Source organism: Winogradskyella sp. HaHa_3_26 (genome assembly GCF_019278425.1).
Taxonomy (GTDB): Bacteria; Bacteroidota; Bacteroidia; order Flavobacteriales; family Flavobacteriaceae; genus Winogradskyella; species Winogradskyella undariae.
Map to the genome: position 1 here is coordinate 2,524,253 of NZ_CP058981.1, position 14,349 is coordinate 2,538,601.

The following is a 14,349-nucleotide window of genomic DNA, read 5'->3' on the forward strand; positions in this document are numbered from 1 at the left end:
AGATTGTGAATTAAAAACATATTATGAATCGTGTATTACAAGCTGATTCTAGTTTAGAAAAAGAGAAATTAGAATTGCATTCAACTCAAGAAAATATTAAGAGAAGTATAGCAAAGACTATCAGTTGGAGAATTGTTGGTACTATAGATACTGTAATTATTTCGTACTTAATTACAGGAACATTGGCATTAGCAGCTGCTATTGGAGGTGTAGAATTAATAACCAAAATGGTGCTTTATTTTTTTCATGAGCGCACTTGGAACAATATAAAATGGGGAAAATGATAGATATAGATATTGATGTTTGGAATAAAAAGTTAAAAGATAAATCACCTATTGAAATAGCAGAATGGGCTTTAGAGCTATCTGAAAATAGAATTGTAACCACTAGTTTTGGTATCTATTCTTCAGTTTTACTAAGCACAATGTCTCAATTAGATAATGATATTAGAGTTGTGTGGTGTGATACTTTATATAATCAGCCTTCAACTTATGAGCATGCAGCAAATTTAATTGATGAGTATGATCTTAATATTCGAAAATATAAAAGTTTACAGACTAAAGCAGAAATTGATTCTACTATTGGACTTCCTAATTTAGAGGATGATAATCATGATGAATTTTCAGAAGTCGTAAAATTAGAACCTTTTAGACGTGCGTTAAAAGAAGAAAATCCTGATATCTGGTTTACAAATATTAGAATTAGACAAACAGAATTTAGAGATAAAAAAGATATTTTAAGCTATAGTAAAGATGGAATCCTTAAAGTGAGTCCTTTTTATTATTGGAGCGATAAAGATTTAGATCAATATATACAGGATAATGAATTAGCTAAAAATGCTGATTATTTCGATCCTATTAAGGCACTTCTCAATAGAGAATGTGGCATACATTTTCAGTAATACAATTTTAAAATAAAGGCTATCAGTAGCTTAAAAAATACGTTTCATTATCCTATCAAATCTATAGGAATAATATAGTTTAAATTATGCAAAGTTTTAGAACCGAATTAGAAAATCCTGTTGTACAGAAGGATATCCTTGAGTTAGCTAATAAGATTGAGCTTTTTCATAAGGGTAAGATTGATGAAGAAAAATTCCGTAGTCTACGTTTAGCCAGAGGCGTTTACGGTCAACGCCAAGAAGGTGTGCAGATGATTAGAATTAAATTGCCTTATGGTAAAGTTCTAAGTCATCAGTTGCGTCGTATTGCAGAGGTTTCTGATGAATATTCTAGAAGTCGATTGCACATAACTACGCGTCAAGATATTCAAATTCACTATGTGGATTTAAACAGAACCCCAGAACTTTGGGCGGAATTAGAACGCGATAATGTTACGCTTAGAGAAGCTTGTGGAAATACGGTAAGAAATGTTACCGCTAGTGAAACGGCAGGTATTGATATGAATGAACCTTTTGATGTTTCACCTTATGCAGATGCTTTATTTAAATTCTTTTTAAGAAACCCTATTTGTCAAGAAATGGGTCGAAAATTTAAGGTGTCATTTTCAGCTTCAGATGAAGATACAGGTTTGTCTTACATGCACGATTTAGGTTTTATTGCTAAAATTGAAAACGGTGTTAAAGGTTTTAAAGTCATGTTAGCTGGTGGTTTAGGATCACAACCAAGACATGCCGATTTATTTTATGAATTTCTACCCGCAGATAAAATTATTCCTTTAATGGAAGGTGTACTTAGGGTTTTTGACCGCTATGGCGAACGAAAAAGTAGAGCCAAAGCCCGAATGAAATTCTTGTTGAAAGATATTGGAGTAGAGGCTTTTAAAGTACTAGTTGAAGAAGAACAAACGGCTATAGAGTTTAAAACGGTAACAATTGATGAATCTAATTATACGGCTTCAAAACCAGTTGAAGTCAATTTTCCAAAAGTTACGATTAAAAATGAAAAAGCCTATAAACTATGGAAGTCTACGAATGTAATTCCTCAAAAACAAGACGGCTATGTGGCGATTGGTATTAAAGTACTTTTAGGTGATTTTTATACCGATAAAGCAAGATTATTAGCTGATTTGGTAGAACAATATGCGGCAGGTGAAATTAGATTAAGCTTACGCCAGAATATTTTAATTCCTTTTGTAAAAGAAGAAGCTCTTCCTTTTTTCTATACCGAATTAGAGAAGCTTGGTTTTGTAGAAGCGGGCTATAACAAAGCCGTAGATATTACAGCGTGTCCTGGTACAGATACTTGTAACCTAGGTATTGCAAGTAGTACAGGAATTGCGGAAGAATTAGAACGTGTTATTAAAGCAGAATATCCACAGTATTTAGAAAACAATGATTTAGTCATTAAAATTAGTGGTTGTATGAATGCTTGTGGGCAACACAATATGGCAAATATAGGTTTTCAAGGGATGTCTATTAGAACCAAAGATAAATTAGTGGCACCCGCATTACAAGTGCTTTTGGGTGGCGGTAATTTAGGAAATGGTAAGGCTTATTTTGCAGATAAAGTGGTTAAGATTCCAAGTCGAAGAGGACCTGAAGCGTTGCGTAGAATTCTAAATGATTTTGAAGAAAATGCAGCAGGAAAACTATTTGTAGATTACTATAAAGAGCAAGGTGAAAAGTATTTTTATCAACTATTAACAGATTTATCTAGTGTAGATAATCTTACTCAACAAGATTTTATTGATTGGGGAACAGAAGAAGAATATGTAAAAGCCATCGGAATTGGTGAGTGTGCAGGTGTGGTTATTGATTTAATTGCCACATTGTTTTTAGAAAGTGATGAGAAGATTGAAGAAGCACAAGCGGCCTATAAAAATAAAGTGTATTCAGGTGCTATTTACGAAGCGTATCGCTCTATGGTAAATTCGGCAAAAGCCATTTTACTTTCAGAGAATGTTACAACAAATTCACAAGCCGGAATTATTAAACAGTTCGATGAACTTTTTGTAGACACAAAGAAAATTGAATTAGGAGCCTCTTTTTCAGATGTAATTTATCAAATAAAAACGGTTCCACCAACGGAAGATTTTGCAAGCAATTATATAAATACAGCACAACAATTTTTAAAAAGTGTAAGAGCTTTTAGAGACGTACAGGTTGCTAAAAAAAAAATAAGATTATGACACCTAAATTAACCATAGTAGGCGCAGGACCTGGAGATGTAGATTTAATTACTGTTAAAGCTATAAAAGCCATTAAATCAGCAGATGTTATTTTGTATGATGCACTTGTTAATAACGAGTTGTTAGAGTACGCTTCGCCAAATGCAGAATTAATTTTTGTAGGTAAACGCAAAGGTTGTTATGCCTATCAACAAAGTCAAATTAATGAGTTAATCATAGAACGCGCCTTAAGATGCGGACATGTAGTACGTCTAAAAGGTGGAGATCCATTTATTTTTGGTCGTGGTGCAGAAGAATTAGAGTATGCTAAAGCATATGCTATTGAAGTAGCAGTTGTTCCCGGTATTTCTTCATCTGCAGCAGTACCAGCTTACCAAGGTATTCCGTTAACAAAACGAAATGCATCTGAAAGCTTTTGGGTCATTACAGGAACCACAAAATCGCATCAAATCTCAGGTGATATTGCCTTAGCGGCAAAATCTACAGCAACAGTTGTTATTTTAATGGGAATGAGTAAACTTTCAGAAATTGTTCAGATTTTTTCAAAAGAGGGTAAGTCAGAAACAGCGATTGCAATTATTCAAAATGGTACGCGAGTCAATGAAAAAGTAGGGATTGGTAAAATGTCTACGATCGAAGCTATTGTAGAAGAAAAACAATTATCTAATCCAGCCATTATCATTATAGGTGAAGTTGTTAATCAGCGTGTAGATCTTTCAAATATTTATGTTGAAGCTGATTTGGCGCATAAAAAATCCGCATAATAATGGAAAGAAATAATTTATATCCCATTTTTCTAAAAACGAATAATCTTAAGGTATTAATCGTTGGTGGTGGTTACGTTGCAGAAGAAAAATTGACCTTTTTATTAAAGTCGAGTCCAGATGCAAATATGACTATGGTTTCACCAATGTTTAGAGAAGGAACCATTGCAATAGCAGATACAGGTAACGTTAATAGAATTACCGATAATTATAATATAGATTACTTAAAAGGACATCACATTGTTATTGCAACAACGGATCTTCCTGAAATTAATGTCGAAATATATAGAGATTGCCGAGCACAAGATAAATTAGTCAACGTGGCTGATAATCCACCATATTGCGATTTTTATATGGGAGGGATTGTTACTAAAGGTAATGTGAAAGTTGCGATTTCTACCAATGGAAAATCGCCAACTACAGCAAAGCGATTACGTCAGTTTTTTGAAGACGTTATCCCTGAAAATATTGATGATTTAGTGAAGAATCTCAATGTTTACAGAAAAACAATAAAAGGTGACTTTGAACAGAAAGTCGAAAAATTAAATGAATTTACTAAAGGTTTAGTAGAGAAATTATAGATTATGATTAAAACAGATATACTTATCATAGGCGCAGGGCCAACAGGATTATTTACAGTATTTGAAGCAGGATTGTTAAAAATGAAATGTCATTTAATAGATGCTTTACCTCAAGCTGGTGGGCAATGCTCAGAATTATATCCCAAAAAACCGATTTACGATATTCCAGGGTTCCCCGAAATATTAGCAGACGATTTAACATCTAATCTATTAGAACAAGGCAAGCAATTTCAGCCTGGTTTTACCTTAGGAGAACGAGCAGAAACCATTGAGAAATTAGAAGACGGGAGTTTTATTGTAACTACAAATAAAGGCACACAACACCATGCACCTATAATTGCGATTGCAGGAGGTTTAGGAAGTTTTGAACCTAGAAAACCACCGTTAGATGGTATTGATAAATATGAAGACAACGGTTTAGCTTACTTTATTAAAGATCCAGAAGTGTATCGCGATAAAAAAGTGGTGATTGCAGGTGGTGGAGATTCTGCTTTAGATTGGAGTATTTTCTTAGCAGATGTAGCTTCAGAGGTAACGCTTGTTCACAGACGAAATGAATTTAGAGGGGCATTAGATTCTGTAGAACGAGCGCAAGAATTAAAATCTCTAAACAAAATTAATATTATTACACCTGCTGAAATTACAGCGTTACATGGCGAAACTAAAATTGAAGGTGTATCTGTGACTAAAGATGGTGAAACTGAAATTTTAGAAGCAGATGCTTTTATTCCGCTTTTCGGGTTATCTCCAAAACTAGGACCGATAGGAGATTGGGGATTAGAGATCGAAAAGAATGCTATAAAAGTAGATACTTTAGATTACCAAACCAATATCCCTGGTATTTATGCTATTGGAGATGTGAATACATACGAAGGTAAACTGAAATTAATTTTATGTGGTTTTCATGAAGCTACACTAATGTGTCAATCGGCTTATAAACTATTAAATCCAGGTAAAAAGTTTGTTTTAAAATACACAACTGTAAGTGGTATTAATGGCTTTGATGGTACAAGAAAAGAATCACCAAAAGCAGTAGTAAAGGCAATAGTGTAATTTAATAATATTATCACATGTCTATTTATGAGGCTTAAATTTAAGTCGAAATTGAATTAAACTTAAGATTTCGACTTAAATTTAATTAGATAACTATTTATTAGAATTAAATTAACAAAAGAATATTTTTTTAATCAGATATTTGCGCTTTATTAATACCAATATTGAATGTAAATGTTCAATTTGGTTAAAGCCTTAAATCATGAAATTAATAAATAAGTATAAATCAGATTTTAGATTTGCATTACAACTATTGTTGTTAACAGCAGTATCTTTAATTGCTACATTATTTATGTAGCATTCTTGTACGTTAGGTAGAGGCAAATTGTAATTATTGACTATTTTTACGGCTTAATAATTACCAATGCGAAATCTATTATGTACAATTTTAGTAATAATGTCTATAACTATTTATGGGCAAGATAAAGCATATAATACCTATGTTGACCTCAATTATTTTGGAGGAAACATAGCACTTCACAACAATGATATACTACATTTAATTACAGGTCACCCTGAAGGTTTTGTTTTAAGTTGGAACAAAAAAACTTTTGGAGATAAAGCATGGCAACAACGCTATAATTATCCAGATTATGGGGCGTCTTTCATGTATCAAGATTTTAAGAATAGCAAATTAGGTGATAGCTACGGGTTGTATGCGCACTATAATTTTTATTTCTTTAAGCGTAACATTATGTTGCGTATTGCACAAGGTTTAGCATACAATACTAATCCATATGATAAAATTGATAATCCTAAGAATATAGCTTTTGGTTCTGAGATATTGAGTTCTACTTATCTAATGATTAACTACAAAAAGGATCGCCTATTTAATCGTTTTGGTCTTCAGGCCGGGTTGTCTTTAATTCATTATTCTAATGCAAATGTAAAAGCACCAAATACAAGTGTAAATACTATTGCGCTTAATGTTGGTTTAACGTATCAATTAGATGCTGAAGATTCTGAATTTATTAGTAATCTTGATGATGAAAAATTTACACAACCAATTAAATATAATATAGTTTTTAGGTCAGGGATTAATCAAAGTGATGTTATAGGAAGTGAACAGTTTCCATTTTATGTTATATCAGCTTATGCAGATAAACGCTTAAGTCATGTTAGTGCAATTCAATTTGGAGCAGATGTATTCTTTTCAAAATTTTTAAAAGAATTGATTTATTACAAGTCCGTTTCATTTCCTGAAGAAAATATAAGTGGAGACGAAGATTACAAACGAGTAGGACTTTTTGTAGGGCATGAATTGTTTGTTAATAAACTATCTGTAGAAACTCAAGTAGGTTATTATGTGTATTATCCTTATGATTTTGAAGGTCGAACCTATTTAAGGATAGGTTTAAAACGTTATTTTGGAGATAACTTTTTTGGAGCATTAACCTTAAAATCTCATGGAGCTAAAGCTGAAGCTGTAGAATTAGGAATAGGAGTAAGATTATGAAAAAACTAACGTACTTATTTGTTTTATTGTTTCTTTCTTGTAATAGTGAAGATGCAAATGATTGTTTTCAAACATCAGGAGATTTAATTCAACAAGAAGTTATAGTATCTAGTTTTGAACGTATTTTAGTTAACAGAGATGTAGAATTAATAATAAAAGAAGCAGCAGAATATAAGGTCGTAGTTGAGTCTGGTGAAAACTTAATTAATGATGTTATAGTTGAGGTTGTAGGTAATCAGTTGATACTTATAGATAATAATTCTTGTAACTTTGTTAGAGATTATGGCATTACTAAAGTTTTTGTTGAAACACCAAATCTTACAGAGATAAGTACATCTACTCAATATGATATTTCATCAGATGGAGTTTTAAACTATGATAATTTAACATTGTATTCTGAGAGTTTTAATACGGATAATGACTTTACCATTGGTGATTTTAGGCTTACTATTAATTCAGAAAGATTAAATATAACATCCAATAACTTATCGTTCTTTTATATAGATGGTAATGTAGAGGATTTGTTTGTTGGCTTTTATGCAGGAGCAGGCCGTTTTGAAGGTGAAAACTTAATAGCAGAGAATGTTAATGTTTTTCACCGAAGTAGTAATGATATGATTGTAAATCCGCAACAATCATTATCTGGTGAGCTCAAAAGTACTGGGAATTTATTTTCAGTTAATGAGCCACCAGATGTTGATATTGAACGTTTATATACAGGTCAATTATTCTTTAACTAATAAATCATAAGTCTCTTTTGCAATTTCTAATTCTTCATTAGTTGGTATTACAAATACTTTTATTTTAGAATCTGAGGTACTAATTGTTCTAATGGTTTTTAGTCTTTCATTATTTTTAACAATGTCTAATTTAATTCCTAAAAAGTCTAAATCTTCACAAATTAACTCTCTCATTATAGTGGAGTTTTCTCCAATACCAGCAGTAAATACAATGGCATCTAAGCCGTTTAAAGCAGCAGTATAACTTCCTATATATTTTTTTATACGATAGGTGTTCATTTTAATTGCTAATTGGCAAGCTTTATCACCTTCCTTAGCTAATTCTTCAATTTCTCTTAAATCTCCATGGCCAGTTAATCCTAGCATACCACTTTCTTTTTGAAGCAGCGTGTTTAATTCTTTCAAGTTTAAGTTAAATTTTTCAGCTAAGTAAAAAATTATTGTCGGATCTAAATCACCAGAACGCGTTCCCATAATTAATCCTGCATTTGGAGAAAAACCTAATGAGTGGTCAATACATACTCCATTTTTTATTGCAGACATACTACATCCATTTCCTAAGTGAATGGTAATTATTTTAGATTCTTTTTCACCTAATAAACCAATCGCTTTTTCACTTACATATTTATGACTTGTACCATGAAATCCGTAAAGTCTTATTTTGTCTGAAAATTTATTTGGTAAGGCATACTTATAAACATGCTCTGGTATTGTTTGATGAAAAGCAGTATCAAAAACGGCAACTTGTTTTGCTTTTTTGAAAATAGTTTCTGCAATATTAATCCCTTCTAAATTTGCTGGGTTATGTAATGGTGCTAAAGGAGATAAAGCTTTAATTTTATCTTTAACGTTTTTAGTGATTTCAATTGTTTCACTAAATTCTTTTCCACCATGTACAACTCTGTGTGCAACGACATCAATATCTTCTGGAGATTTTATACTTCCTGTTTCTGGATCTAATAATTGCTTAGCTAATATTTCTAATGCTACTTTATGATTAGGAATAGGAGTGACAACTCTAATTTTTTCTCTGTTTGTTTTATATTTAAATTTGGCATCTTCAGAGCCTATACGTTCAATTAAACCAGAACATAAAACGGTTTCCTCTGGCATAGTGAATAATTGAAATTTTAAAGAAGAACTTCCTGAGTTTAATACTAATATTTGTTGCATAGTCTAAAATTCTTGAGCTTGGATAGCGGTTATAATTACTGTACTATAAATGTCATCTGTTGTACAGCCTCTACTTAAATCATTTACTGGTTTGTTTAACCCTTGTAACATTGGGCCAATGGCTAATGCGCCTGTTTCTCTTTGTACTGCTTTGTAAGTGTTGTTTCCTGTGTTTAGATCAGGGAATATTAAAACGCTTGCTTGTCCTGCAACTTCAGAATCAGGTAATTTACTTTTTCCAATACGCATGTCTACAGCAGCATCGTATTGTATAGGGCCTTCAATTTTTATAGAAGGATCTTTTTCTTTTGCAATTTGTGTAGCCTTTCTAACTTTATCTACATCTTCTCCTTTTCCAGAAGCTCCAGACGAATAAGAAAGCATAGCGACTTTTGGTGTTATTCCAAAATCTTGAGCTGTTTTTGCTGAGGATATTGCTATTTCTGCTAGTTGTTCTGCATTAGGATTAGGATTTATGGCACAATCACCAAATATGGAAATTCGATCTTCTAAGCACATAAAAAAGACAGAGGATACAATATTTACTCCTGGTTTTGTTTTTATAAATTGTAAAGCAGGGCGTAATGTGTGTGCTGTTGTATGCGCAGCTCCTGAAACCATACCATCGGCATGACCTTTGTAGATCATCATTGTAGCAAAGTAAGAGACATCAGACATAGCGTCTTTTGCCATGTCTAAATTGATGTTTTTATGTTTACGTAATTCGTAGAAAGTGTTTACATAGTCGTCAAAATGTTCAGATTTTTGAGGTGAAACGATATTAAGTTGTTTAGTATCTAAAGGGATATCTAATGTTTTAATACGTTCTAATATTTTGTCTTCATCTCCAATTAAGGTTAGATTAACAACTTGGGCATCAATTAACCTAGCGGCTGCTCTTAATACACGCTCGTCGGAACCTTCAGGAAGTACAATGTGTTTTTTATCTTTTAATGCTTTTTGTAATAAATTATACTGAAACATTCTTGGTGTAAACCCATCAGATTTAAACGTAATTAAATCATCAGCAAGTTTATCTGTATCTACATGTTTTTCAAAAGTCGCTATTGAGGTTTCTATTTTCTCAATGTTTTCAGCGTAAATTTTAGATTTAATTTTACCTATAGCATTTGTAACACTAAAAGTTCCTTCTTTTACGCTAACAATTGGTGTAATACTCGATAGCCCTTCTATAAGTTTTAATATTGGTTCTTCTGGGACTAAACCACCTGTAAGAATTATACCAGATATTTTAGGGTAATTTTTTGAAATGTTAGCTTGTAGCGCACCTAAAATAATATCTGCTCTATCTCCTGGTGTTATTACTAAAGTGTTTTCCTTTAAATGGGTTAAGTAGTTTGCTAATTGCATAGCACCAACCCCAAAGTGATCCGTTTGATTATTAATCATGTCTTCTCCAAAAAGAATATTTCCTTTTAAAGCTTTTGTAATTTCTTTAATTGTTGGAGACGATAAACTTTTTACATTAGGTATAACAGATACATTGGTTTCTCTTTTAATACGCTCTTCTAGAAGTGGTTTTAATATTTCAACTTCTTTTGTGTCAATTCTATTTGTTATAATAGAAAGAACTTCAACTTCTTCTTTAAAAGTGTTGTAAGCATATTGAATGTTTTCTGCTATATTTTCAAGTGTCTTCTTATAGCCATTAGCTACTATAATTACAGGAAGTCCAAGGTTTTTAGAAATAAGAATATTAATATCTAACTCTAAATTAGTATTTTCGTTAGAGAAATCGGTCCCTTCAACAAGTATAAAATCAAAACGTTCTTCTAGATATTTATACTTTTTTATAATCTCATCAATTACTTTTCCAGATTTGCCTTTGTTGTATAAATCAAGTATTTCACTTCTGGTAAAAGCAAATGTATTTTTGTAATTTATATCTAATTCAAAATGTGATAAAACAGTGTTGATGTGGTTATCTGGCTCACCATTTTTAGTGTCTTCTATAATAGGTCTAAAGTATCCTACTTTTGCAGTCTTACCTAATAGCATTCTCATTAAACCCAAAACAACGATAGACTTACCACTATTAGCCTCAATCGTTGCTACATAAATACCTTTGCTCATTTATACCTTTTTTGTATTGAAAAACACTTATTTATGGATTTATAAATAGGATGTGTTCTTCAATTTTAAGTTAAATTTTTTTACAAATTTAACATGGGTATGCGCTTTTAAAGATGATTTTTATCATGGTTTAAAAGAAATGGTGAAATTGGTTGACCAATTTTAAGGTATTATGATAATTGTCAATTATTTTGTTAATTCTTGAAATAAACTTTCTAAACTGGCGTTTTTCTGATTTAATTGTAGAATTTTTAACTCATTATCGTGTGCGAAGTCAAACACGTGAGAGCGCATATCTTCTTTTGTAGAAAAGGTAATTTCGTAAACAAATCCATAAGTGTTTTTTACAGATTTTACTTTGGGTAATTTTGATAAAAAGGCATTTTCAATTCTATAGTCAAACTCAACAATAACAATTTGTTCTTGTCCGTCGCGTAAATCTTTTAAATATTTATCGGCTACAACTTCTCCTTTATTAATAATAATAACACGGTCGCACATCGCTTCAACTTCTTGCATAATATGTGTTGAAAGAAAAACCGTTTTTTCTTTACCAATAGACTTAATTAAATTTCTAATATCAATAAGCTGATTAGGGTCTAAGCCGGTTGTAGGTTCATCTAAAATTAAAACTTCAGGGTTGTGTAATAATGCATTGGCTAAACCAACACGTTGTCTGTAACCTTTAGAAAGTTGACTTATTTTTTTATGAGCTTCAGGTTTTAAACCTGTAAGCTCAATAACTTCTTCTATACGAGATTTAGGAGTTCCATATACGTTCGCATTAAAGTTTAAATATTCCTTTACGTATAAATCTGTGTATAGTGGATTGTGTTCTGGTAAATACCCAACACTAGTTTGAACTCCTTTTTTTTCTGTGTCTACATCAAAATTATTTACACTAGCAGAACCTTCATCAGCTTTTATATAAGTGGTTAAGATTTTCATCATCGTCGATTTTCCTGCACCGTTTGGGCCTAGGAATCCAACAATTTCAGCATCTTTTACCTTAAAAGAGACGTTGTTAAGTGCCTTTTGATCCTTATATAATTTAGTGATGTTTTTAACTTCAATAGACATACTTGTAGAATTTATTCAAAAATAGTTATTTCCGAATATTGTATTGCATTTATTGTTAATTCTTTAAGTTTTTTCAATTTTTATGAAAAAAAACTATGTAACAATTTTGATTTGTAAAAATAATAATTACATTAGCTATATATTAAAATGATCCACATATGTGGAAAACAAGTATGAACATATCTAGAGCATATTATAACTGGTTTTATTTCTTTTTTAGCTAAAGGAACGAGACTGAGTATGTTTTATTTAAAATATAGTATTTAAAGTCTCGATGTAATCGAGACTTTTTTTTGTTTAAAGGATTTACAACTAGAAAAATAAATTGTGAAAAAACCAATTGCAATACAAGGAATTAAAGGATCATTTCATCATGAAGTTGTTCTGAATTATTTTGATAATCAGATAGATGTGGTAGAGTGTATGACTTTTGATAGTGAAGTAAATACTTTATTAGAGGAGCAGACAGATGAAATTGTAATGGCGCTAGAAAATTCTATTGCAGGTTCTATTATACCAAATTATGCACTGATAGATAATAATCAATTAAGCATTGTTGGAGAGTATTATTTAGATATACAACATCAATTAATGGCCTTAGAAAATCAGTCTATAGCAGATATAAATGAGGTGCATTCACATCCTATGGCATTATTACAGTGTAAAGTGTTTTTTAGAGATTTTCCGCATATAAAATTGGTAGAAGCTAAAGATACTGCAGATGTTGCAAAGCAAATTTCAGAACAAAAGATTAAAGGAATAGCAGCGATTGCTAGTAAATCTGCTGCACAATTATACGGTCTAAATATTTTAGCAGAAAGCATCCAAACGATAAAAGAAAATGAAACACGTTTTGTTTTTGTGAAGCGAGAAATGGATCATGCAGATGAAAATGAAATTAATAAAGCTTCTTTAAAGTTCGAATTAGATCATAAACGAGGAAGTTTAGCGACTATTTTAAATGTGTTGAGTGATTGTAAATTGAATTTAACTAAGATTCAATCTTTACCTAAAATAGAGACCCCATGGAAATATGCGTTTTTTGTTGATGTTACTTTTGATAAGTATGAGAATTACAAAAAAGCGAAGTCCATAATGGCTATTATGGCTGAGAATTTTAAAGTATTAGGAGAATATAAAAATGCAAGATTATGATAGAGGTTGCAAAACGTTTGCAAAAAGTTGAAGAATATTATTTTTCAAAAAAACTAAGAGAAGTTGCTTTTTTAAAATCACAGGGGAAACCTATTATTAATTTAGGAATAGGGAGTCCAGATTTAGAACCGCCTTTTAAGGCTTCTATGTCTCTTCAAGATTGTTTAGTAGAGCCAGAAGCACATAAATATCAAAGTTATCAAGGCTTGCCAGAGTTAAGAGAAGGTATTGCTGATTTTTATAAAACGCACTTTCAAGTTAATTTAAGTTCGCAGACAGAAGTGTTGCCATTAATGGGAAGCAAAGAGGGGATTATGCATATCTCTATGGCTTTTTTAAATAAAGGTGATAAAGTTTTAATACCAAATCCAGGTTACCCTACGTATGCTGCTGTAACTAAACTTTTAGAAGCTAAACCTGTTTTTTATGATTTAAAAGCGGATACAAATTGGGAGCCAGACTTTAGTGCCTTAGAGCGTTTAGATTTAAGTCGTGTAAAAATTATGTGGATCAATTATCCGCACATGCCAACGGGAGCTAACGCAACAAATAAGTTTTATGATGATGTGATTGCCTTTGGTAAACGTCACGATATATTAATTGTAAATGATAATCCATACAGTTTCATTTTAAACGATAAACCTAATAGTATTTTAAGATATAAGGATGCTAAAGATGTCTGTTTAGAGTTAAATTCATTAAGTAAAACTTTTAATATGGCAGGCTGGCGTGTTGGTATGTTAGTCGGTAATTACGATTTTGTTTCGGCCGTTTTACGTGTGAAAAGTAATATGGATTCGGGTATGTTTTATGGCATACAAAAAGGAGCCATTGAAGCTTTAAAATGTTCTGATATGTGGTTTAAAAGCTTAAATAGTGTTTATCAAAGACGAAGAGCGTTAGTGTGGAAATTAGCTGAAGCCCTTAATTGTACCTACGATGAAGATGCCACAGGATTGTTTATTTGGGCAAAATTGCCACCACATATAAAATCTGAAGAATTTACAGATTTAGTATTAAAAGAACATTCCATCTTTATAACACCAGGAACTGTTTTTGGTAGTAATGGAGAAGGTTATGTTAGATTTTCGTTATGTGCGGAAGAAGGAATTATAGAAGAAGCAATTGCAAGAGTATAAGAATACTTATTTGCATTTTGCAAT

Annotated in this window: 13 protein-coding genes; 10 read left to right on the forward strand and 3 right to left on the reverse strand. The window is 31.6% G+C overall.

Annotated elements, in window-relative coordinates:
• Positions 1–23: 23 nt before the first annotated feature.
• From H0I32_RS10775 to H0I32_RS10810, 8 genes are all read left to right on the forward strand, one after another.
• Positions 24–284, forward strand: a complete 261-nt coding sequence (locus tag H0I32_RS10775; protein WP_173586497.1) for a DUF2061 domain-containing protein — start codon at positions 24–26, stop codon at positions 282–284.
• Complete coding sequence (locus H0I32_RS10780; protein WP_179313374.1) at positions 281–901, forward strand: phosphoadenosine phosphosulfate reductase family protein; 621 nt, start codon at positions 281–283, stop codon at positions 899–901. Before H0I32_RS10775 ends, H0I32_RS10780 begins: the two co-directional genes overlap by 4 nt.
• Before the next feature lie 86 nt (positions 902–987).
• Positions 988–3,090, forward strand: coding sequence for a HEPN domain-containing protein (locus H0I32_RS10785; protein WP_179313373.1), 2,103 nt, complete (start codon positions 988–990; stop codon positions 3,088–3,090).
• Positions 3,087–3,854 (forward strand): uroporphyrinogen-III C-methyltransferase, encoded by a 768-nt coding sequence (cobA, locus tag H0I32_RS10790; protein ID WP_179313372.1) that lies wholly within the window; start codon positions 3,087–3,089, stop codon positions 3,852–3,854. The genes H0I32_RS10785 and cobA overlap by 4 nt, the downstream gene beginning before the upstream one ends.
• A 2-nt stretch (positions 3,855–3,856) precedes the next feature.
• The gene (locus H0I32_RS10795) at positions 3,857–4,435 is read left to right on the forward strand and encodes a bifunctional precorrin-2 dehydrogenase/sirohydrochlorin ferrochelatase (RefSeq protein WP_179313371.1); all 579 of its coding nucleotides are present in this window, start codon (positions 3,857–3,859) and stop codon (positions 4,433–4,435) included.
• A gap of 3 nt (positions 4,436–4,438) precedes the next feature.
• A complete protein-coding gene (locus tag H0I32_RS10800) occupies positions 4,439–5,488 on the forward strand; it encodes an NAD(P)/FAD-dependent oxidoreductase (RefSeq protein ID WP_173586502.1) in 1,050 nt (349 codons plus the stop codon).
• Between the two features lie 364 nt (positions 5,489–5,852).
• Positions 5,853–6,944 carry an acyloxyacyl hydrolase gene (locus H0I32_RS10805; RefSeq protein WP_179313370.1) on the forward strand — a complete coding sequence of 364 codons (1,092 nt, stop codon included), beginning with the start codon at positions 5,853–5,855 and terminating at the stop codon, positions 6,942–6,944.
• A complete protein-coding gene (locus H0I32_RS10810) occupies positions 6,941–7,684 on the forward strand; it encodes a head GIN domain-containing protein (protein ID WP_173586504.1) in 744 nt (247 codons plus the stop codon). The genes H0I32_RS10805 and H0I32_RS10810 overlap by 4 nt, the downstream gene beginning before the upstream one ends.
• Here H0I32_RS10810 and H0I32_RS10815 read toward each other — a convergent pair.
• The 3 genes from H0I32_RS10815 to gldA all read right to left on the reverse strand — a co-directional run bounded on the left by H0I32_RS10815 (position 7,670) and on the right by gldA (position 12,031).
• Complete coding sequence (locus H0I32_RS10815; protein WP_179313369.1) at positions 7,670–8,857, reverse strand: acetate/propionate family kinase; 1,188 nt, start codon at positions 8,855–8,857, stop codon at positions 7,670–7,672. The genes H0I32_RS10810 and H0I32_RS10815 overlap by 15 nt on opposite strands.
• 3 nt (positions 8,858–8,860) lie before the next feature.
• Positions 8,861–10,951 carry a phosphate acetyltransferase gene (pta, locus tag H0I32_RS10820; RefSeq protein WP_173586506.1) on the reverse strand — a complete coding sequence of 697 codons (2,091 nt, stop codon included), beginning with the start codon at positions 10,949–10,951 and terminating at the stop codon, positions 8,861–8,863.
• Positions 10,952–11,137: 186 nt separating this feature from the next.
• Positions 11,138–12,031 (reverse strand): gliding motility-associated ABC transporter ATP-binding subunit GldA, encoded by an 894-nt coding sequence (gene gldA / locus H0I32_RS10825; protein ID WP_173586507.1) that lies wholly within the window; start codon positions 12,029–12,031, stop codon positions 11,138–11,140.
• Positions 12,032–12,358: 327 nt separating this feature from the next.
• Between gldA and H0I32_RS10830 the strand changes: the two genes are divergently transcribed.
• Both H0I32_RS10830 and H0I32_RS10835 read left to right on the forward strand, forming a co-directional pair.
• Positions 12,359–13,186 (forward strand): prephenate dehydratase, encoded by an 828-nt coding sequence (locus H0I32_RS10830; RefSeq protein WP_173586508.1) that lies wholly within the window; start codon positions 12,359–12,361, stop codon positions 13,184–13,186.
• Complete coding sequence (locus H0I32_RS10835) at positions 13,183–14,325, forward strand: pyridoxal phosphate-dependent aminotransferase (RefSeq protein ID WP_173586509.1); 1,143 nt, start codon at positions 13,183–13,185, stop codon at positions 14,323–14,325. Before H0I32_RS10830 ends, H0I32_RS10835 begins: the two co-directional genes overlap by 4 nt.
• Positions 14,326–14,349 lie beyond the last annotated feature (24 nt).